At 40.0% G+C, this 22,951-nt stretch carries 13 protein-coding genes and 1 tRNA gene; 7 read left to right on the top strand and 7 right to left on the bottom strand.

The annotated features are described in order from the left end of the window. Nucleotides 1-7,310 (bottom strand): pre-peptidase C-terminal domain-containing protein (locus tag H6F62_RS15220; protein WP_190372406.1); only part of this gene is annotated, 7,310 nt, incomplete at its 3' end. A gap of 1,078 nt (nt 7,311-8,388) precedes the next feature. Here H6F62_RS15220 and H6F62_RS15225 point away from each other — a divergent pair. The 3 genes from H6F62_RS15225 to H6F62_RS15235 all read left to right on the top strand — a co-directional run bounded on the left by H6F62_RS15225 (nt 8,389) and on the right by H6F62_RS15235 (nt 12,560). Next, nucleotides 8,389-9,327 (top strand): serine hydrolase, encoded by a 939-nt coding sequence (locus tag H6F62_RS15225; RefSeq protein WP_190372407.1) that lies wholly within the window; start codon nt 8,389-8,391, stop codon nt 9,325-9,327. Between the two features lie 145 nt (nt 9,328-9,472). Further along, entirely contained in the window at nt 9,473-11,338 is a 1,866-nt protein-coding gene (locus H6F62_RS15230; protein ID WP_190372408.1) for a tetratricopeptide repeat protein, read from the top strand. A 223-nt stretch (nt 11,339-11,561) separates the two neighbouring features. Next, nucleotides 11,562-12,560, top strand: coding sequence for a tRNA-dihydrouridine synthase family protein (locus H6F62_RS15235; RefSeq protein WP_137908653.1), 999 nt, complete (start codon nt 11,562-11,564; stop codon nt 12,558-12,560). A 274-nt stretch (nt 12,561-12,834) separates the two neighbouring features. On the opposite strand, the gene H6F62_RS15240 is transcribed toward H6F62_RS15235, so the two are convergent. The 3 genes from H6F62_RS15240 to ccsB form a co-directional block, all read right to left on the bottom strand. Then, a complete protein-coding gene (locus tag H6F62_RS15240) occupies nt 12,835-15,516 on the bottom strand; it encodes a DEAD/DEAH box helicase (protein WP_190372409.1) in 2,682 nt (893 codons plus the stop codon). 345 nt (nt 15,517-15,861) lie between these two features. Continuing rightward, nucleotides 15,862-16,551 (bottom strand): sterol desaturase family protein, encoded by a 690-nt coding sequence (locus H6F62_RS15245; RefSeq protein ID WP_347238717.1) that lies wholly within the window; start codon nt 16,549-16,551, stop codon nt 15,862-15,864. A 163-nt stretch (nt 16,552-16,714) separates the two neighbouring features. Next, complete coding sequence (gene ccsB / locus H6F62_RS15250) at nt 16,715-17,758, bottom strand: c-type cytochrome biogenesis protein CcsB (protein WP_190372411.1); 1,044 nt, start codon at nt 17,756-17,758, stop codon at nt 16,715-16,717. 324 nt (nt 17,759-18,082) lie between these two features. Between ccsB and H6F62_RS15255 the strand changes: the two genes are divergently transcribed. Both H6F62_RS15255 and H6F62_RS15260 read left to right on the top strand, forming a co-directional pair. After that, nucleotides 18,083-18,475 carry a hypothetical protein gene (locus H6F62_RS15255; RefSeq protein ID WP_190372412.1) on the top strand — a complete coding sequence of 131 codons (393 nt, stop codon included), beginning with the start codon at nt 18,083-18,085 and terminating at the stop codon, nt 18,473-18,475. A 226-nt stretch (nt 18,476-18,701) separates the two neighbouring features. Next, nucleotides 18,702-18,953: a prevent-host-death protein gene (locus tag H6F62_RS15260; RefSeq protein WP_228036518.1), complete on the top strand. Its 252-nt coding sequence runs from the start codon at nt 18,702-18,704 to the stop codon at nt 18,951-18,953. 139 nt (nt 18,954-19,092) lie between these two features. Here H6F62_RS15260 and H6F62_RS15265 read toward each other — a convergent pair whose 3' ends face one another. Both H6F62_RS15265 and H6F62_RS15270 read right to left on the bottom strand, forming a co-directional pair. Beyond that, complete coding sequence (locus tag H6F62_RS15265) at nt 19,093-19,707, bottom strand: chorismate lyase (RefSeq protein ID WP_190372413.1); 615 nt, start codon at nt 19,705-19,707, stop codon at nt 19,093-19,095. 307 nt (nt 19,708-20,014) lie between these two features. After that, nucleotides 20,015-20,097: transfer RNA gene (locus H6F62_RS15270), tRNA-Leu, on the bottom strand. Nucleotides 20,098-20,375: 278 nt separating this feature from the next. On the opposite strand from H6F62_RS15270, the gene accC reads away from it, so the two are divergent. Beyond that, the gene (gene accC / locus H6F62_RS15275) at nt 20,376-21,722 is read left to right on the top strand and encodes an acetyl-CoA carboxylase biotin carboxylase subunit (protein WP_137908646.1); all 1,347 of its coding nucleotides are present in this window, start codon (nt 20,376-20,378) and stop codon (nt 21,720-21,722) included. A 400-nt stretch (nt 21,723-22,122) separates the two neighbouring features. Here accC and H6F62_RS15280 read toward each other — a convergent pair whose 3' ends face one another. Next, entirely contained in the window at nt 22,123-22,410 is a 288-nt protein-coding gene (locus tag H6F62_RS15280) for a YggT family protein (protein WP_137908645.1), read from the bottom strand. 262 nt (nt 22,411-22,672) lie between these two features. On the opposite strand from H6F62_RS15280, the gene H6F62_RS15285 reads away from it, so the two are divergent. Then, a complete protein-coding gene (locus H6F62_RS15285; protein ID WP_028083398.1) occupies nt 22,673-22,792 on the top strand; it encodes a photosystem II reaction center X protein in 120 nt (39 codons plus the stop codon). Nucleotides 22,793-22,951 lie beyond the last annotated feature (159 nt).

The raw sequence follows: 22,951 nt of genomic DNA on the forward strand, positions 1-22,951 counted from the left end.
GCTGCTGTTCCTGTTAAAGTCAGGTTTTCCACGTTAGCAGGCAAAACAGTGTAAGTAACACTAGATTGAACGGTATCTATACCTGCGTTGGTAAGTTCAGTAATGGTGTCAGTGGTGCTATCTACAATGTAAATATCATCCCCTAAACCACCAATTAAGGTATCTGTACCTGCACCACCGTCAAGGGTATCATTACCTTCACCACCATCAAGAGTATCATTACCTGCCAAGCCGAAGATCTGATCATTTCCAGCATATCCATACAGAAGATCATTCCCAGCAGCACCGGATAAAGTGTCATTTCCGGCAGTACCCTCAAGAGATGGGTCAAAGAACAACGAATAACCAACTGCTGCTTGACCACTTGGTTGACTGATTTTTAACTGATAGTTTTGCCCATCTTCCGCAGAATACTGGATTTTTAGTTCACCCGTACCAGTTTGAGAAGCGATCGCTGTTGAATTTCCCACCCGGAAAAGTTCTGCACTCACAGTTGAACTACCAGCAATGCTAACAATAACTTGTCCAGGTTTTGCAGTGAGACTTCTGGCACTAGCAAAATTAAAGAAATCTGGGTTTGTGGCATCAATCCTCAGTCCAGGGACCTGTAAATCACTTAAAATCACTCCCAAATCTTCCGACTTACCAGAGCGATTATTAGCCCCCACCCAGTCATTGCCATTAGTAACTGTTCCCGGTGCGTCTATACTCAAAGAGTAATCAGGGACAACCGTTGTACCATTCCCCGTCACCTTAATTAAATATTCTCCCGCAGCCAACCCTGTTAAAGAGACAATTTCTTGTCCCGAACCAGTATTAGAGGTAAGTTGCTGTTGTTGACCATTAGCATTAGTGTAACGGAGTGACAGAGATAGACTTTGTCCATTGATTGGACTATAGTTGACCTTAACGCGATCGCCAGTTGCTCCAGTTTGGTTAATAGTAAAACGGAACCAGTCCTGATCACCAGCTTGATGAATATTCAAGCGATTAAAAGTATGACCATCACCAATCAAAGTCTGTAAATTATAAGCAGTAGCCGCTAAATCATTCGACTCCGACCAATCTAAAGACCAGTCTGGAGCAGAACCACTCCGGCCACCAGTCCGCGTAGTAAAGCTTTGGAGATAATCTTTCCAACCAGTAGCCGTAAAGAAAGATTGATAACCGTTTAGATAACTAATGTCGAGACTTGAGCCAGGTGCAGGAAGATAAATTGACAGTCCTTGGGTATCAAACTGGTCAGTTGTATCAGCAATCACCAAATTATTCAAAGCATTAATTACCAATTGGGCATTAGTGCGAATAACTTGGGTAATACCACTATTATTAGCGATCGCTCCCATATACTGCCCCAAGTCCCGGAACTCTTGGTAACTAAACCCCGTAGCAGAATCACGGGCTGCTTGCAACTTAGTCCAATCACTAGCCGTGGCACTATTGCTGACACTGGTTGTAAAGTTCCTTAGTGCCGTTGTGAAAGCATTAAATTGAGTTGTGTCAGTAGCTGAAAGCGTATCTGCTCCACCTGCACTTCCCTGATATTGATTTTGAAAACTCGTAACCAGTCCCGAAGCCAGAGATTGAGCAGTGACTTGACTGGGATTAGTGAATAAAGTATTAAAGGCAGTAGTGTAATCATAGCCATCTCCACCCACAACTTCCTCAGAAGCAACAAACACCCTAGCGTAATCCTTCAAAGCGAAGCCAACTTCCGCCATCGCCATCAAACAAGCATCAAAAGCCAGCACACTAATATTAATACCCGCTGACTTGAGAGTATTCAAAGCTGTAGCTAACTCACTAGTAGTCAGATTATCACTAGTCGTACCATCAGAGTTATCATAGTTAAAACCATAGACCCCACCACCATGGTCCCACATCACCAAAGCGTAATTATTAGCAGGAGCATTAGTTGTTGCCCATTGTACGAAATTAACTAAAGTATTTGGACTACCCGTATTTTGTTCACCAATGCGTTCAAAAGGAGTAACAACCGTATTTCTATTAGTATCCGGCCGAATAATCGCCCGACCCGTATCACCCCAAGCCGCACTTCCACCAGTAGCATAAGTTGTCTCCTGAGAACTTTGATCCCAAAGAGCCGCAAAATTAACGGTACTAGGTAAACGAGAAGCAGCCACCTCCATTTCATTAATATCTTTAAAGGCATAGTAGTCTAAATCACTTGCCGTTATATAGGCCATTACCGTCCAATCATTGCGGTTATTGGGTTGGTTGCCTTGGGTTGGGGCATCAATATTCAGTTGATAGGAATTGGTAGCAGTTCCATTACCATAGACATGAGCATAGTAAGTACCCGCAGCTAGTCCATTCAAAGAAACGCTTTCATTATTACTAGTCCCTACAGAACTGCTAACCAGGACTTGACTACCGTTTTGTTCTCGATACAGTTTTAGCTGTAAATCACCAAGGCTATTCTCAAATTGCAGACTAATGGAATTAGAATTTGTGCCTATTGCCGTTGTGGTAAACTTGAAATAATCCACATCACTGCTATGGATAGTAGCAGCAATATTAGTCACCCCGTCTACCAAATTTAAATTAGTTGCCGTAGCAAAACTATTATTGGGTTCAAAGTCATCAGCAGCAACAGAAGTGTCCGGGGCAATTACAGAAAGATTATATTGGGGGTTGAGCGCACCATCGTAACCATAAACCTTAACCGTGTAAGTTCCAGCAGCCAAACCATTGAGACTAATCTCTTCAAAGTCTTCCGTACCTTCAGACTTGCCAATCTCTTGACCGCTTTGATTATACAGAACCAAGTCTATATCACCCTGGTCGTGGCTAAAATCAATGCGAACCTTATTAGCTGCTTGTCCTGGCCGTAATGTTGTAAACTTAAACCAATCCTGATCTGTGTCCGTATGGATAGACAGGTTATTGAGATTACGAGTACCATCCACAGTTCGTAAATCGTAAGCTGTGCTAATGGTGTTATTCGCTTCTGCAAAGTCCCCTTGATTAATTGTACCAGTATTCAGCGTAAGCGCGTAAAGGGGATTAGTCGCGCCATTAACTCCACTAACGCGAACATAATAACTGCCCGCTGTTAAACCAGCCAAACTAACTTGCTCATTATCACCACTATTATTAGAACTATCCACTAAATAGCTTTGATATTGACTAGCAGGGGTATTAATCGCAAAAGCCTCAAACAGTTCTAATTGTAAATCCCCCAAATTGTTATCAAAGCTAATAGCAACAAACTGATCCTCTTCTCCACTACCGCTAAGTTCAAACTTAAACCAGTCCGTATCAGTAGAAGTGTGAATAGACAGATTTTCCAGTGGGTTATCAATCCGGTTAGTTACAGTCCGAACAGGAGGACTACTTCCAGCAGCGGGATTATAACCATTGCTATAGGGATTGTCACGACCTGTGTAAACATTATTATTCGCCGCATTAGAACCAACAGCGCCGTCATTACCAGCATTTCTGCTTGTCCTATTCCGCAAATTGTATGCTGCTGCTGGAGAATCATTAGGCTCTAAAGCATCTGCTCGTAAAGCAGCAGGACCATCAATCACTAAACTGTAATTAGGATTAGTTGCTCCACCAACTCCCGACACCCTAACGTAATAAGTTCCTATTCCCTTACCCGCTAAAGAGATTTCTTCAAAATTACTACCCGTGTCAGCATTATAAACCTGACCATCAGCACCGATTAACTGTAAAGCCAGATTACCTACAGCATTTTCAAAATTAATCCGTACCGATTGACCCAGCACAGGAGCAGTTGTTAAATTGAACTTAAACCAATCTACATCTGTACTAGTATGAATGGATAGATCCTCTTGAGTAACTATACCATCAATAGTCCTTAAATTGTATGCAGTCACCTGGGTATTATTGGGTGTACTGGCATCAATAACATCCGCAACAGCGGTTTCTGGAGCATCAATAACCAAGCGATAACTGGGATTAACAGTCGCGCTAGTTGCCCCAAATACCCTGACATAGTAAGTTCCCTGGGCCAGGTTTTCTAAAGAAACTTGCTCACGGTTGGCATTATAGTTTGATGTATATTGTTGACCATTAGCACCAATAACCAACAAACTTAAATCACCCAAACTATTGTCAAATTCAACCGTAACTGCATCCCCAGCCTTACCTTGACCAACAGTAGTGAACTTAAACCAGTCCTGATCTCCGGCTACATGAATTGAGTAATTTTCAGCAATGAATTGTCCCTGTATTTCCCGTAAATCATAAGCGGTGGCTTGAGTATTATTAGCTTCTGCTGCATCACCCGCTGGTTCATTACTATCAGGTGCATTGATGATTAAATCGTATGCTGGGTTAGTCGCACCATTGTAGCCAAATACCTTGAGCAAATATGTCCCCACCGCTAAACCGTTGAGGTCAAACAACTCATAATCGTCAACTGAGTTAGAATTACGCAACCGGGTTGTTCCCGTTGCGTCATATAACTCCAAGTCAAGATCCCCCAAGTCATGACTAAAAATAATTCCCACATTATTTTCTGCCGTACCAGCACCGGTAATCGTAAACTTGAACCAATCCTGATCACCTGTGGTAATTGATAGGGGTTGGGAATTAACAGTAGCAGAATCCCACCAACCGTTAATAGTTCGCAAATCTTTGGCTGTTGCAGCGGTATTATTCGTTTCTGCCCAATCTCCCGTTACCCCTTGAGGTGGGTTAATAAATAGACTATAATCAGGATTAACAGCACCGTTATAACCATAGACTTGCAGATAATAACTGCCAGCAGTTAGTCCCTCTAGGGAAATCGTTTCTTGATTATCTACCCCTGTAGAACTACTGAGGAAATTACCATTACCATCATACAGCCCAATATCCAAGTCCCCTTGAATATGGGTAAAGTCAATGCCCACAGAATTGGTTTCATTACCTGCGGTTGCTAAAGTAAATTTAAACCAGTCAACATCACTACTAGTATGAATTGAGAGATTACCACGGTTAAAGGCGCTCGTTAGAGTTCCTAAATCCGTCGCTTCTGCTTGGGTATTATTAGATTCTGCACTGTCTCCAGAGGGGTTTAACGCAGTCCAAGGTGCGTTAACAAAAAGGGAGTATTCCGGGTTTGTAGCATTGTTATAGCCAAAAACTCGCAGATAATAGTCCCCAGCCACCAAACCATCAAGACTAATTTCCTCGCTGTTGGTGACACAATTAGAGTAGTCTAGTTGAGTTCCCGTAGCGTCATATAGTTCAAAATCTATATCACCCTGATCATGCTCAAACTCAATTTTGGCATAGTGAGTATAATCTCCTGCACCAGCAATGGTGAACTTATACCAGTCCTCATCTCCAGTTGTATAAATAGATAAAGGACGAGCGGGATTATCTAATGCTAATATCTGTTCTCCAGCCTGTAATAATGCATTCAAGTTCGTGGCGGTTGCACGGGTATTATTTGGCTCAAAAGTATCAACAATTGTGGCAGGAGGAGCATTGATAGTTAAGGTATAATCTGGATTAACGGCACCATTGTAACCATAGATTTTAACCCTGTAAGTACCAGCAGCCAAACCATCGAGACTGATTTCTTCAGCATCATCAATGCCTGTGGAACTACCGACTTCAATGCCATTGAGGTCATAAAGTTTGAAGTCTACATCCCCCAGAGAGTGAGTAAACTCAATCCGCACATAATCACTTTCCGTTCCCGCATTAGCTATAGTGAATTGAAACCAATCTTGATCACTAGAAGTATGAAGAGAAAGATTGTCAATTACCCTTAACCCGGTGATTTGTCCTAAATTAGTCGCCGTAGTATTGGTATTATTTACTTCGTAAGCATCCCCACCAGGAGCATTGATAGTTAAGGAATAGTTGGGATTAGTTGCACTATTGTAACCATAGACCTGAACAAAGTAGTCACCAGCAGCAAGTCCCTGTAAACTAATTTCTTCCTCATCTCCAACCCCGGTTGAACTAGCTACCTCAACGTTGCTGGCATTATAGAGTTTGACATCTACATCACCAAGGCTATGAGTAAAAGCTATCTTGAGGAAATTTCCCTCACTACCTGTAGTCCCTAGCCGGAATTTAAACCAATCTTGATCACCAGAAGTTATTGAGAGGTTTTCCCACTCACGAATACCGCTAATTAAACCAAAGTCTTTAGCGGTTAGTTGAGTGTTATTCGGTTCAAATTGATCCCCTGTAATTGTTACTGTTGGTAGACTCGTTTGTAAACTATAGGTATTAGTTGCGCCATAATAACCATAAACCTGAACGAAATAGTTACCCGCAGCCAGTCCAGCTAAAGAAATTAACTCTTCATTACCTGTACCTGTTGAGCCGCTAATGTAAGTTCCATCTGCTTGATAGAGTTTTAGGTCTATGTCTCCTGAACTGCCAGGAAAGTTAATTTTGACGTAGTTGCTGCTCGTCCCGGTGGCCAGCAAAGTAATCTTGAACCAATCTTCATCGCTACTACTGCCAATGGTGAGATTACTCCAAGATTGACTTACAGAGCCTAGTGAAGCAGCGGCACTTTGAGTGTTATTCGGTTCAAATTCATCCCCTGTAATTGTTGTTGTTGGTAGACTGGTTTGTAAACTATAGGTATTGGTTGCGCCATTATAACCATAAACCTGAACGAAGTAGTCACCCGCAGCCAGTTCTTCTAAGGAAATTAACTCTTCATCACCTGTACCTGCTGAGCTGGTAATGTAAGTTCCATCTGCTTGATAGAGTACTAGGTCTATGTCTCCTGAACTGCTAAGAAAGTTAATTTTGACGTAGTTGCTGCTTGTTCCGGTGTCTAGCAAGGTAATCTTGAACCAATCTTCATCGCTACTACTGTCAATGGTGAGATTACTCCAAGATTGACTTACAGACCCTAGTGAAGCAGCGGCGCTTTGAGTATTATTTGGCTCAAATTCATCGCCTGTAATTGTTGTTGTTGGTAGACTCGTTTGTAAACTATAGGTATTGGTTGCGCCATTATAACCATAAACCTGAACGAAGTAGTCACCCGCAGCCAGTTCTTCTAAGGAAATTAACTCTTCATCACCTGTACCTGCTGAGCTGGTAATGTAAGTTCCATCTGCTTGATAGAGTACTAGGTCTATGTCTCCTGAACTGCTAAGAAAGTTAATTTTGACGTAGTTGCTGCTTGTTCCGGTGTCTAGCAAGGTAATCTTGAACCAATCTTCATCGCTACTACTGTCAATGGTGAGATTACTCCAAGATTGACTTACAGACCCTAGTGAAGCAGCGGCGCTTTGAGTATTATTTGGCTCAAATTGATCGCCTAACAGTCTGAAGTTATACAAAGTATTGCTCATAAATTAAATCAGTTCTGAGTAAGTAACTGTATGTACGTTTCTAGTTTAGATAATAACTGCTGATTTAATTTTCGTAAATATACAGAAGTGTTAATTTTTGTATCATAATTTTATTGCCAATTTATTGCCAAAGTTCTGAACTATTCTATTTTACCTTGGGGCTTGAGTAGCTAACGGGAGATATTAGGCACAATCGTATAGAGTGTAAAGACGGATAAAAAACAACCTATTGACAGGAAAACCAGCAGATATTACTCATCTTTGCTGTTCTCTGAAAATGGCAAATGGCACATTAGATCACACTCTATTAGCCATTGAGCGGTACAACGAGGATAAGTATTTGGATCACAAGTCCACACTAGTTTTTGGTGACAGTTTTCACTCTCCTGATTAACTGAGTTTTCACTCTCCTGGTTATTGATATTAGTCGAGGACATAATTTAAACTCCTCTTATCTTTTTTTTAATTAAACCTTAACTATTTTATATACCAAGTTACGGGGAAATTAGTAAATAACTAAAGGAGATATTGTAATATTTATTTACATTGTGTCCCATTTTGTAGGTGTCATGATGTCCGATATTAAGGAGAAAACCAAAAGATGATTTTAGCCAACATTCCGCAATTCAATAAGTAGGATGAATAAACTACCAGGGATTCAAAATATAGGTTTTAAAAATCAATTAGGCATGATAAAATAAATTATGACTGCTGAAATTCCAGGTTTCTTATACAATAAAAAAGCTAGTTAAATAAGTGAACGGAAAAAAACCGACATAAGCAACGAAAAGTAAAGTTGCCCAAAACCTCTTCCCCGTCCCCTGTTCCCAGTTAAGAGTTCCCAGTTAAGAGTTCCCTTGTCATAACGACAATTTTTAACGCCAACCTACTAAATAGGATTTTACTAAACTTTAAAACTTAACTTTAAAACTTATTTAGGACTTATTTAGGGAAAATAAAAGTAAGATAAAAAAAAGATAAAAAAAAGAGATATTTCTCAATAACTAATTACCAATGATCAATGACTAATAACTAATGATAAGATTACACTAGTAAAATATCAGGAAATTATTCACAAATGGTTTTTTTTAATCAAGACAAACAACTAGAAAATCTCGGTAATCAAATATTAGAAGCAACTTGGGCAAAATTTTCGACTTTAGCACCTAACCAAATTGCGCTGACTTGGGTTGTATATGATCCTCCTGCACCAGTTAATACAGGTGGTGCGCTGACTCCCAATGCTTTCTGGGAACACCCAGTCCGGGGATTTAGCTATCGTGGAGGAGAACGTATTTATCCTGCTAGTGTGGTAAAATTATTCTACCTGGTAGCGGTGCAAGAATGGCTAGAAAAAGGCATGAGTCAAACAACGGACGAACTAAACCGAGCTTTGACGGATATGATAGTTGATTCTAGTAATGATGCTACTAGCTTAATTGTTGATATTCTCAGTGGTACTACTTCCGGTCCTCAATTAACCCTTGGTCCTTTTGAAACCTGGAAATATCAGCGTCAGATTGTTAACCGCTATTATCAGTCCTTGGGGTGGGAGGAAATAAACGCAATTAATGTCTGTCAAAAAACCTGGGGTGATGGTCCCTATGGACGGGAAAGGGCGTTTTATGGGGAAATGTTTGAAAACCGCAATATGCTAACAACAGATGCCACTGCGAGATTATTACATAGTATCGTGGGTGGGGTGGCAGTGTCTAGTGGGCGATCGCAAGGGATGATGAAGTTACTTAAACGCGGTCTTAATGCTGATGAATTACCCCAAAATGTGGAAGAAGACCAAGTTACAGGCTTTTTAGGCGGTGGATTACCGGAAAATAGTCAAATCTGGTCAAAACCAGGTTGGACAAGCACGGTGCGTCATGATGCGGCTTATATTGAATTACCAAATCAACGTCCTTATCTGTTAGTGGTATTTACGGAAGGGAAGGAACAAGGAAAAAGTCGGGAAATCTTGCCTTTTGTTTCTGGGAAAATTGCGGAAGCAGTTAGCAAACTATAACCAGGAATTAACCGCAGATAAACACAGATAAACACAGATAAATTTTTCCATTGGTGGATTAGGAAATGCTATAATGATTCCTGAATGATTTTTAGTTGCTTCTAATTCCCAATACTTAAAGCTGCTACAGCTACAATTAGCTAAAGTGTCAAATTCTCTACCATTACGTGATCAATATCTGACTTTAATTGATGACATTATCCAAACCACTCTCAAGGGTAAGATTAGCTCTGTAGAGCAGGTTTATCAAATGTTACTCAAGGGTATTACTTCTGGAACTGGGGAAGTATTTGAGTTAGTTTTGAGCGATCGCCTCAATATTATACAATCTCAAGTAGACTCGGAAACGGATGAACTGAAAAAAGCCAAGGCTACCCGGAGTTTACGCGCCGCTAAAACGATTCAAACTCAATGGCAACGGTGGCAAGAACAAAATAAAGCCACTGAAGCGATATCCTTATCTATGCGGGAAATTACCACAGCCACCGCAGATGAGAGATTAACAGCTTTATTACGAGCCATTGATCCTAATCAAAAGTATCCATTAAATTTATCCCAACTGCAACAGTTAGCCAAGTCTTTACAACAGTTTGCAACTGCTAATGAAGATTTTGGGCAAATTGCTGAAGGTATTACCCATGGTATAGCCTCTTGGCAAAGAATACAAGCAAATTTACTGAATTGGATGTATGAACAACAGAATACTTTAGGATTTGGGGGTTTACCCGGAGAAAATAGTCCTTGGGCAAGTTGGGCTAAAGTAGTCAATAGCGAAATTCCCCAAGTATTTTTTCAGACTTTAGCAGTAGAACAATCAGCGCTAGAATTTGCCCAAAAACAGCAGGGAATTAGTTTAAGTAATTGGGTAGAATTAACAATAGTTTTACAGTTTTTACAAAGGGGTTTAATTACTTGGTTTGATTCCTACGGAGCGCTTCGCTATCAACAAGCTTATGATATTAAAGCCGGACCAAAATTATCTATTTCCACATTTTTAACCTTTGCAGTAATTTGGAGTCAATTAGCAAATGGTTTTGAAAATCAAGCAGTAAAATATAGTAATGCTGCTTCTCAAATCATGCTACAAATTTTGCGAAATTTCGCCCAATGCCCTTATTTTCCTTTATATGGAGGGATTTTTGCCTCATTTTCTGGTAGTTATTTACGTGATGCTTTAGATTATTTAGATGCCCCCTTGCGTTCAACAGCAGGTACTCAAGAAAAAGCCCGGATTTTGACCTTATTGGGTTATTCCCAGCGCGGTTTAGGCAGATATGATCGTTCTCTCAATTTTCATCAACAAGCTTTAGAAATAGCTAGAAATGCGGGTGATAAAACCTGCGAAATTGCTAATCTTAATCACCTCAGTCGCACCTATGTGCAACAACAAAATTATAGCGCAGCCATTAATTATAGTCAACGGGCATTAATTTATAGCAGACAAACAGGAGACAAAACCGGGGAAGCTAACGCTTTAGTCAACTTAGGTTATAGCGAAGTTATGCAAGCCAAAGAAACAGAAATTAGTGAGCCAGAAGTTTATGAAACTGCAATTAACTATTTAGAACAGGGGTTAAAATTAGCAGAAAAATTAGGTGATTTACAAAGTCAAGCTTTATGTTTTAGTAGTTTAGGTATTGCTTATTTAATTACTGCACAATACCCAACAGCAATTAAATATTTAGAAAATGCCTTCAAAACTGCTCAAATTGCTGGTGATTTGTATTTACAAGGCAGAAATTTAGCATATTTAGCCGAGGCTAATTATCATCTTGCTAATTATGAAAAAGCAGTTTACAATGGTAGTTTAGGAATGTATCTTTTAGAGCAAATTGCATCTCAAGAATGGCAAAAACCAGCTAGTTTACTAAATATTATTAAAGGACAAATTGGTATAGACGAATTCCAATTACTACTACAACAAAATCGCCAAAAAATGATCGCCATTATTGGTATTGACGGCTATGATTATATTCCCCCATTGCTGGTAAAATATCAAGAAGAGATGTAATTGAAACTTGTATCTAAATGATACAGGACTTACGCAAAATATCTCTCAAATCCTCATTTCTCCGTGACCTCTGTGCCTGGAGTGGTTCGTTATTCCATGAATCTTGCGTAAGTCCTATGATAAAAAATCAAAGAGTCACCCTGTATACCTAGAAAAGTGGAAATAATTTACTCATAAACAATTCCTTACTCCAGTTATGCCTGATTAAAAGCTACTTATTTCTATGTCCCTACTTCAAAAAGGAATACCACTCACTGCTCTTGCGCCAATGCAAGACGTGACAAATCTCTGGTTTATGAAAGTTATCGCCCATTATGGTAGTCCTGATTACTTTTTTACTGAGTATTTTCGCGTAAATGAAACCTCACGGCTCAACCCTAAAATTTTGGCAGCAATCACGGAAAATGATACAGGTCGCCCAGTTTTTGCACAAATGATAGGGGAAAGTGTTCCCGATTTAGCAAGAACAGCAAAGGAACTCTGTAAATATAATACTGCGGGAATAGACTTGAATATGGGCTGTCCAGCACCGAGGATCTATCGTAAAAATGTAGGAGGTGGATTACTACGAGAACCAGAAAAAATAGAGCGGATTTTAGCAGAACTGCGGTGTGTTGTGAATGACCGCCCCTTAACCGTTAAAATGCGCCTAGGCTTTGAAAATACGGATAACTTTTATAAAATACTCGATATAATTGCCCGTCAAAACATTGATTTATTAAGTTTACATGGTCGCACAGTCAAAGATATGTACCACGGGGTAGTAAAATATGATTTAATTGCTGAAGCCGTCAAACGGGTTGATTGTCCAGTGCTGGCTAATGGTAACATTAACTCAGCCACAACTGCTATGGAGGTGCTTTCTCAAACTGGTGCAGCGGGTGTCATGGTGGGACGTTGGGCTATCGGGAATCCTTGGCTGTTTGATCAAATTCGTCAGGCTTTAGCAGGATACCCTATTATACCTGTATCTTTAGTAAAAGTACGTAATTATATTGACCGCTTGTGGCAAACCCCCACAGCGTCAACTATGCCAGAACGAGCGCGGGTTGGCTACCTGAAAATGTTTCTTAACTACATTGCTTTAAGTGTTGATACTGATGGTTATTTCCTCCGCATGATGCGACAAGCACAAACGGAGGTAGAATTATTTACTATCTGCGATCGCTTTCTCCTGGCTGAAACTAAAACTTTGGCTTTAGTACCATCATTAAGCGGGTAATTTTAATCACTATTTAGATGAGGAGGGATTTTCTAATTGTGGTATAAATTATGTTTCGCGCCAAGCCGCAAAGTCGCAAAGTCGCAAAGTCGCAAAGTCGCAAAGTTGGAGATCTTGAATTTTCTTGATTAAAGGCAACTATTTAGAGATTATGCTTATTTAATTAAGATTAAATCTACTCTTACTCTATATTCTGTATTCTTGAACAGCCCGGACAGGCATCTTGCCTGTCCCACAATGGTTTAATTATGGTTTAATTTAAGTATGGTCTGATTTACTCCATTGCTTCATTCACAGGGAATCTATCAATTAACTGCATAGCTCTTTGAGCATTACGCCGCAATACATCTGGTAAATTAGGCACATGAGGAATCTGGGATAATAAATCCAGGGTTCGGCGCAAAATTCGCACTACGTCCCCTTCGTCTAAAGTGGTTTTCTCACATAATACCTTCCACTCTACCCCTAGCGCCCACTGTTCCACTAGAGAAATCAAGCTAATAAAGCGAGTTTCCAAGCCTACTGGTAAAGCCACACCATGACGATACTGTACTTTTAACACAGAACGGCGAATAGGTTGTAATGCTAACCAGGCTGTATCCGCTTCCGTGGATAAACTAAAGTCAACTTTAGTATCTGGACGGGGGCTTTCAGTCACTAAAGCCGCTACTACTGCTGCTAGGTTATGGGGACCAATATTATCTAATTCCCCACTGGCCAAGACTAAACCTAACCATAACTCATTTTCGCCACGAATGGCTGCCGCAATCTCTCCTAATTTTGTCGGTATTAAATTATCTAAACATTCAAATGACTGCAAAATTTCAATTAAACAAAGAAATTCCTCCCAGTATCTTTGGGATTGTAATGATACTTGTTCTTCTAAATGTTCGATTTCTGCTTCTAATTCGACACAACGCGCTCTATTTTTAAATATTTTGGCAATATTTCCTGATTTATAGATGGGGTGATTTTCTAACTGTTCTTGAATAGCGGTTAAGCGGATAAGTTGTTCTCTTACTTCTGTTGGTAGATGATTAAATTCTTCAGGGTTAGGGATGCTTTGAGCAAGAGCAATTGTGCTTTCATCACCACGTATAGAGTGTCCTCTTTTTAAGCTCAATTCTGAGGGTGGGATAATATCATCTGGTACTTCTACTCGTGGCATTTCTGCATACATATCTAATATATCTGCCGAAGTTGCTACATACCAACGATTATTTTGTCCCAAGCAGACAAAGTAAGAGATTTCACCAGCACTCACAGCCTTATCAATTAATACTACTGTTATCGGTAAAGGTGACATGGCACTTCTGTCTTGAAGACTCAACATAGTCCCAGATATGGCAAAATCTAGCATCATTGCCAATTGGGCTTTTCTGTCCTCCTGTGCTTGTTCTTGCAAGGTTTTGAAAATTTGCCGTTCTACTTTCAATCTTTGACGCAATTTTTCATACACCATTAATTCATTTTCATCAATAGCTGCCAGTTGTCGTTGAATTTGCCCTAATTCGGCTTTAAATTGCGCTAATTCTTCAAAATCTGGTTGTAGATGCAAATTAGACATATATTGTCCAAAACTGCGTTCTATCAGTTCTCTGGCTTTTTCTATGGTATGAGTTTGCAAGAGATTCAATACCATGCCGTAGCTGGGTGTAAACTGACTTACAAGGGGATCAGCTTTAGCTGTGGCTAAATAAGATGCTTCCTTAGCTCCTTCAAAGGGCGTTTGCAATGTCACTACATAACCTTGTAGATCCATGCCTCGACGACCAGCGCGGCCTGCCATTTGCAAAAATTCTGAAGCATTGAGTAAGCGATGTCCGTTATCAGTGCGTTTAGATAAGGTAGAAATTACTGTAGTTCGTGCAGGCATATTAATTCCCGCTGCCAAGGTTTCCGTAGCGAACACTACTTTAATTAATCCCTGTTGAAAGAGTTCTTCAACTAATCCCTTCCAAGCTGGTAAAATACCCGCATGATGAGCGGCAATTCCTCGGTATAATGGGGCAACTTGTCCAGTCCTGGCTGCGTCAGGGTTTTTACGTAAAAATTCATCAATTTGTTTACGTAGAATTTGAGACTCATCATTATTCACTAACCATAAATCACCGACTTCCTCCACCGCTTTATCACAGCCTCGACGACTGAAAATAAAGTAAATTGCCGGTAGCATATCCCGTTCTTGTAGTTGGCTGAGGGTATAAATAATACTCGGTGGCTCTGGTCTTCCAGCTTTGCCTTTTTCCCAATATCCCTTTTTAGCCCGTTTTACCAAGCGGGGGTTAATTTTGCTATTAGTTTCATTTAATAACGGAAATAAGCCCTTGGGATTACAAAAGTTAAATTCTAGGGGAACAGGGCGAAAATCGGAGTAAATTAGGTCTGTCGGACCATGAACGTGATTTAACCAACTGGTGAGTTGATCACTGTTGGCAACGGTAGCAGAAAGCGCTACAAGTTGGATAGAGCGGGGACAGTAAATAATGGATTCTTCCCATACTGTACCCCGTTGGCGATCGTTCATGTAGTGGCACTCATCTAGGACTACAGCCTCAACATCTGTCAAGGAGATGCCAATTTGACCTATGGGCGTGCCATAGAGCATATTACGGAAAATCTCCGTAGTCATAACCAAAATTGGCGCATCTCGATGAATGGAAGCGTCTCCCGTCAGGAGTCCAACTTGATCAAAGCCAAACTTTTCGCGGAAGTCCCGCAGTTTTTGATTAGATAAGGCTTTGAGGGGAGTGGTGTAAAATACCCGTTTCCCGCGAGATAAGGCACGATAGATAGCATATTCCCCAATTAAGGTCTTTCCTGAGCCTGTGGGCGCACAGACCACTACTGAACGGTCAGCATTTAGGGAAGAAATCGCTTCCTTCTGGAATTGATCTAATTCAAAGGGGAAAATTGACCCAAGGTCAATGTCATTAACAGGGGGAGAATAATTCACTCAATCATAATTTACAAGCAGACTATCTACTATCATAACGTGATTAGTGGTTGGCTACGTTGGTAAGAAAAGCTGAGTTGTGGAAGCATTGCTTAAAGGTTGTTTTAAAAGTATATGGCCATGTCACGCTACTAGCGATTATACGGTAATTTTCTCGTAAATAAACCACATTTTTTATCTCACACAAAAGCACACCGGGCGCGGATTTGTAGTTAGCTCAGTCAGGTGTAAGCGCCTGTGCTTTGCTAGAAATGTTTGATTATACAGCAAGTAGCTTTGAGTGAGGTACACTTTGTGCGGGCAAGATGCCCGCACCACAAGAGTTTTATTATTAATATCTGTACTTCATAAGATCGGGAACTGCTGTTTTTTAGTAACTATCATCACATCAGTATTCATCAATTTATCCCAAAAGCGAAAGTAAAGACCATAATTACAATTAAACTTATGATGATGGAGTGTATGGTGGGTTGGTGTAATCCAATTTTTACCCCAAAAACCACTCATCCGAGAACGGGGATAAACTTCATAACCAGTATGATTGACAACAGCAAATATGGTCATTAAGGTTAATAATAAAAGTACCATACTAATGTGAATGGGAATGATAAAAACCAGAATAGGAATAATAATTGCTTGAATAACACTCTCAAAGGGATCAAAAGAAAAAGATGTCCAGGGTGTAGGATTAATAGATTCGTGATGTATTTGATGATAACGACGATATATACGGGGAATGTGTAACCAGCGGTGGGTCCAGTAAAAATAAGTATCGTGAAGAAATAAATAAATAAACAAACTCAAAGGTAAATATAATAAACTATATTCCAGCGGATTAAAATAAACTTTCGTATATCCTGAGACAATCAGAGTCATCATTAAAGCACCAGGTACAGCAAAAATCAGACAAGATAAAAGTGACCATTTGATTTCGCTGTTGATTTTACTTTTACGTCCGTCCAAGTCATGAAGACGACGACCCTCCCAAGACTTTGGACGACGCACCCAAAGTAACCAATAGAGAAATGAGGACACAACTAGGTATCGTGTGGAAAGTACAAAAAACATAAACAAAATTGAGATGGCAAATTGTGTCAAGTTAGGGAGCATAGGGGTAGGATATAAAATGATGGCTAAGAGATAATATAATATACATCCCCCTCAACCCAAGAGTTAAGGGGGTTATGGGGTAAGATGATTACAAAAACCAACCGTAGGAGTGTAAACCTTTACCCAAAAGATTTACACCCAGGTAACAAATCCAAACCACGACAAAACCAGCAGCGGCTAAAATTGCGGGTTTTTTACCTTGCCAACCGCGAGTGATTCTAGAATGCAGATAGGCCGCGAAAACTAACCAGGTAATTAGCGCCCAAGTTTCTTTGGGGTCCCAACTCCAGTAAGAACCCCAGGCTTCGTTAGCCCAAACTCCACCAGCGATAATACCGATAGTTAAGAGGGGAAATCCTAAGCCAATAATGCGGTAACTAATATTATCCAGGGTTTCGGCTAAATTCAGGCGTTGAGGTGAAAGATTTTCAGTAGTTTTAGTAGAAGTAGTTGTCACTAAATTTAAAACTGCTGTGCCATTTCCGTTGTTATTACTTTCCATGGGTGAAAAGCCATTAGTTTCCGCAGTGTTTGTAGATGTAATTAACTCTAACTCATCTGCTTTGATTAATTTATAACCATTACTGCGATAACCGCCATTACCAACAGAACTACCTTGTAATTGGATATTTTTGCCGCCAGTGACAATTAAAAAAGCGATCGCTAACAATGCCCCTACCATTAAAGCAGAGTAGCTTAACATCATAACACTAACGTGCATCATCAGCCAATTGGATTTCAAAGCTGGGACTAAAGGCTCTGAAACCTGCATATTTGCTGGTAGAGTCAGAGTAGCAAAAGCTGTAATTCCCATAGCTACTGGTGCAGTGACAACACCAACCAAGCGACTACGACTACTATTTTCAGCAATGAGATGTACAGCGGTAATTCCCCAAGTCAGGAAAAATAGAGACTCATAGAGATTACTGAGGGGAAAATAGCCAGCTTCTATCCATCTAGCTCCCAACAAAGTAGCCATACACAAATTAGCAATGGCCATTCCGGCTGTCCCCAAAGCCGCTGTCAGCGATAAACTCGGAAAAGCTGCCCCCACCCAGTACACCAACATTGTACAGAATAAGACAGCAAAAGAGGCGTTATCTAGCCAGTTCTGGAGTACAACCAGATTCATAAACAATTCTCTCCAGTGGATACTTGAAAAATTAATTGCGCTTACCTTGATCCTATCTGGTTTTGGGGATTAGTTATTGGCAAGATTAACCGTTGATTAACCTGGATAATTCATCTGACCGCTCCCAACCCAAATATTTAGATAAAAACCCAGGTGTGTAGGGGTTTAGCAGTGCTAAACCCTGACTAAAGAATCACACGATTAAGCAATTTTAAATACAACTTGGTTCATAACCTGACTAAACTTGTTTACATTTAGATATAATTTAGGAGAGCAAAAGTATTGAGTTTTATTAAATTAATATTGCACAAATTACCTAAAGTTATGAAACAAAGGTTATTTAGTCAATGGTGGATAGGGTTGACGCAAACCGTCACCCTTGCCTCCCTGACAGCATTCACAACCATTGCGACTACCAACCAACCCAGCCACGCTAAGGGTCAGACCTTTTACTGTGGTAAGAGTAAAGGTATACCTGTTACCTTTGTCCGTACTCAAGATGGTAGAATTGATTTTGATCAGATCAATAGCTCTAGTGTGACTGTAAAGGGAATAAATTCCGGTGATATTCTATCTCAAGGTTTCTCTGAACCACCAAAGACGACAAAACAAAAAGTTGATGATCTCTTAGTTCAGGCTGCGGATAAGTATGAAATAGGAGATTTGCGAAATTATATCAACAACAAGGTGAAAATGAAGATTACCAAAATGCTTTGAATAGAATTAGGGAATTACAACAATAGTATTTTTGTCAGAATCAGGATATCCAGGATTTAAGGATTAACAGGATGTTTAATTGTAATTGAATGATGAGATTTTGATAATTTTCTATTATTCTCACAGTTACTTTCTTCTTTGCGTCTTTGCTCTTTTGCCACTTTGCCACTTTGCGCGAAACATACAGCACTTGCCGGTGTTATGAGGTACATATCTAGCGGGGAAGATGCCCGCACCACAAGAGTTTCATGATTCAACACAAATTCAAGAATTACTAAAATTTCCTTCACTGCAAGAAACTGAACATTTTTTAGAACAATCTCAAATTTCTCTAGATTATCGTCAAGAAAATTTGGTACAAGATCAACAAATAAAAACTTTAGCTGATGCTTTTAACGAACTTCAGCAAATCTGTATTGAAGAAGATTATTCTTTAGAAATTCCTTCTCGTCAAGACCGTCCTAATTTCTTTTTTTAATATCCGCAATGACTTTTTTATGTGATAGGAACATTATTAGCGAATTAGTGCGACCCCAGCCTAATCCTGGTGTTTTAATATGGGTGAAAAATTTATCTTCCCTAAAGATTAGTGTAATTACTCTGGAAGAAATACATTATTAACTTTCAAAATTCATCGGACCTAAGTATTTAGTCAAAAAAGGCGAAAAAACTTCATAAATCAAAGTTAGCGGTTGTCCATGATGCCAAAATAAATAATGACGACCCCAAAAAGGTCCTTTTTCCTGAAAACCTGTCTCTAATGCTTCTGAGTTACCATAATAAATACCTTGTACATCTCTATATAATTCAGTCCGTAACCGCGCTAAACTTGCCCAAATTGGTAGAGACTTGTTTTGTAAATATTCATCTACATGACTAGCTTCCCACCAAGAAGCAGCATAGTATAAACGTTGACCGGAAGCAGTTCGCACCCATACCTGTCTTCTAATTCTTGGACCTGGTAGCATTTGCATCATAGCTGGTGCCTGGTCTGTACTCATACCAATGGGTGACATATCAATCACATCTACCTCCGTTGGCTCACCGGTCAGCAGTTGTACGTGTCGAGTCGGAGAACCATCGCCTAAAAGCAGTAATTGCCACGCTGGAGCTAACTGGGTGTGAGGTAAACCTCGTTTAACAACCTCCTCCCCACCGGTCCAAATGGGAGTTAGAGAATACCAAGGGTTAGGGAGGATTAAGTTATGTATGGGATTACAAGTAGTAGTCAATTTTCTTTACAAAAGTTCATTTATCTACATAATATAGCAATTTTCATTTTTCTGTGCGCCGCTGCGCGAGATAAAAAATGTGGTTTAAGCTGTTATGCAGCTAAATTGTAGAATCCTAATATGGCCATAATATGGATAAATATTGTGGTGCGGGCATCCTGCTTGCTATAATTATACAAATAAAGTAAATTGAATTCAGTACAGCCTAGCTAGGGAAAAATCGCTGTAATAGTTGAAAAACCGCCCCTAGGATTATGTTTACAACATTAGGAGCGGGTAACTTATATGTAAAAAATGTATGTAAGAATGCGGATGGCGAGACTCGAACTCGCAAGGGCTATGCCCACACGCACCTCAAGCGTGCGCGTATACCAATTCCGCCACATCCGCAGGATTTCAACACAGATTAGACTATAACATAAAAAATGCTCAAATACAATATTTTCCCAAAATTTGGCAAATATTTTTTGAATGGGTGTGAGACTGACAGAAATATGGTGACAGCAAAGGTGATATTAAAAGGTTTAGTCAGGAGGCCACATCATCCAATAGTCTGCTAAGAATTATGTTTGGGGATCTCTCGTCACGATTTATAGTAATGCAATAGCCTTATGTTAACAGGATGGGAGAAAATGTGAATCTACTCGTACTGATATCCTAACTAGAAAATGAAATTTGACAAAATATTAATTGCCAATCGAGGAGAAATCGCCCTTCGCATTCTCCGGGCTTGTGAAGAAATGGGAATTGCTACAGTTGCGGTTCATTCCACTGTTGACACAAACGCTCTCCACGTCCAACTTGCAGACGAAGCGGTTTGTATTGGTGAACCGGCCAGCAGTAAAAGTTATTTGAATATTCCCAATATTATTGCGGCTGCATTAACGCGTAACACCAGTGCTATTCATCCCGGATATGGTTTTTTATCGGAAAATGCCAAATTTGCAGAAATTTGTGCGGATCATCATATTGCTTTTATTGGTCCTAGTCCCGAAGCGATTCGACTAATGGGGGATAAGTCTACCGCGAAAGAAACTATGCAAAAAGCTGGTGTACCTACAGTTCCCGGTAGTGAAGGGTTAGTGGAGTCAGAAGCGGAAGGACTAGCGATCGCCAAAAAAATTGGTTATCCTGTAATGATTAAAGCCACTGCTGGTGGTGGTGGTAGAGGAATGCGGCTTGTCCGCTCTGAGGATGAATTTGTTAGACTATTCTTAGCTGCTCAAGGAGAAGCAGGAGCAGCCTTTGGTAATTCAGGCGTTTATATAGAAAAATTTATTGAACGTCCTCGTCACATTGAATTTCAGATATTAGCGGATAACTATGGTAACGTGATCCATTTAGGTGAAAGGGATTGTTCAATTCAGCGTCGCAACCAAAAACTCCTAGAAGAAGCCCCCAGTCCGGCTCTTGACCCCGACTTACGGCAAAAAATGGGAAAGGCCGCCGTCAAAGCCGCCCAATTTATCCATTACACTGGTGCTGGAACTATCGAGTTTCTCCTTGATAAATTCGGTAAATTCTATTTCATGGAAATGAACACCCGGATACAAGTTGAGCATCCAGTCACTGAGATGATTACTGGTATAGACTTAGTAGTAGAACAAATTCGCATTGCTCAGGGGGAAAGACTCAAACTGACACAAAAAGACGTAGTTTTAAGGGGACATTCTATAGAATGTCGTATTAACGCTGAAGATCCAGATCGTGATTTTCGCCCAGCCCCTGGTAAAATTAGTGGTTATCTTCCCCCCGGAGGACCTGGTGTACGTATAGATTCTCATGTATACACAGATTATCAAATTCCGCCTTATTATGACTCTTTAATTGGTAAATTAATTGTCTGGGGACCAGATAGAGCCACCGCTATTACCCGCATGAGACGAGCATTGCGAGAATGTGCCATTACTGGAGTTCCTACAACTATTCCCTTTCACCAAAAAATCATGGAAAACTCCCAATTTTTACAAGGTAATATTTACACCAGCTTTGTTCAGGACATGAAAATGCAGTAATTAACTCAAGTTGCTAGTTATCTAGTTGAGACTGGTAATAGGTAATGGGTAATTGGTAATTGGTAATTGGTGATAAAATCCCTGTTTTCATCCTGTTTATCCTTTAACCTTGGACATTCTGATTCTGACACTGTGTCTAACTAGCAACTTACGTTAATTATTGACATACCCGTCCTAGAAAGACGGGGCTTGTATCCGATTTTTTTCAGTCAGTGGTCAGTGGTCAGTTGCAAAAGAATATTTCTCTCCCCTGTCACCTATTACCTGTCACATATCACATATCACCTATCACCTATTACCTATCACCTGTCCCCTGTCCCCTGTCACCTATCACCTATCACCTATCACCTGTCCCCTATCACCTATCACCTGTCACCTATCACCTATCACCTGTCCCCTATTACTTATATAACATGATCAGTAACCCTTGCTGACCTAGTAGAATTTCCCTGATAAAACTAAAAATACCCACCCAAATAATCGGGGTAATATCTACACCACCAATAGGTTGGATCAACTTCCGCAACGGGATTAAAAATGGTTCAGTAGGCCAAGCGATTAGACTAAAAGGCAGACGATTGAGATGGACTTGGGGATACCATGTGAGAATAATGCGGAAAATAAACAAAAACGTCATTACTCCCAAAAATGGACTGAGAACCCAAGCAGTCAAGTTAACACCGGTCATGTTGTTTAGCTACTATCTGTGATAAAATCCAAAACTTGGGCGCAAGCTGAAAAACTTTAAGCTTTGTAACGGATTCTTGCTTTAATTTTAACCATAAGGTGACATTTTCTTGTCAGAATCCAAAAACAAAGTTATTGACTTGAGTTTGAAACTGATCATCAATCAAGTAAATACTAAGTTAGATAAATAATCTTGATCTGCTTTTCAAGAAAGTGATCCAAGATTAAAATAAGAATAAACTGTGTAAAAAAGGTCGAAAACTATGACACCCTCTTTAGCAAATTTTCTTTGGAGTCTGGTTTGGGGTACTGCAATTGTCGTTATCCCTGCTACTGTTGGTTTAATTTTCATTAGCCAAAAAGATAAAATCCAACGTTTTTAATCCCTGGGGACTGGAGACTGGAGAAAAATTATCTCCTTTCTCCTCCTGATTCTCCCCATTTCCCCCAGACTCCTGAATTATTCTATAGTATTGTGACTAGTTAAAGTAGTGATGGGCTATTGAGCATTTAACTTAGGATAACAGTAGAAAGTCTAACTC

This window comes from Anabaena sp. FACHB-1391, from assembly GCF_014696755.1.
In the GTDB taxonomy this organism is placed as follows: Bacteria; Cyanobacteriota; Cyanobacteriia; order Cyanobacteriales; family Nostocaceae; genus Dolichospermum; species Dolichospermum planctonicum.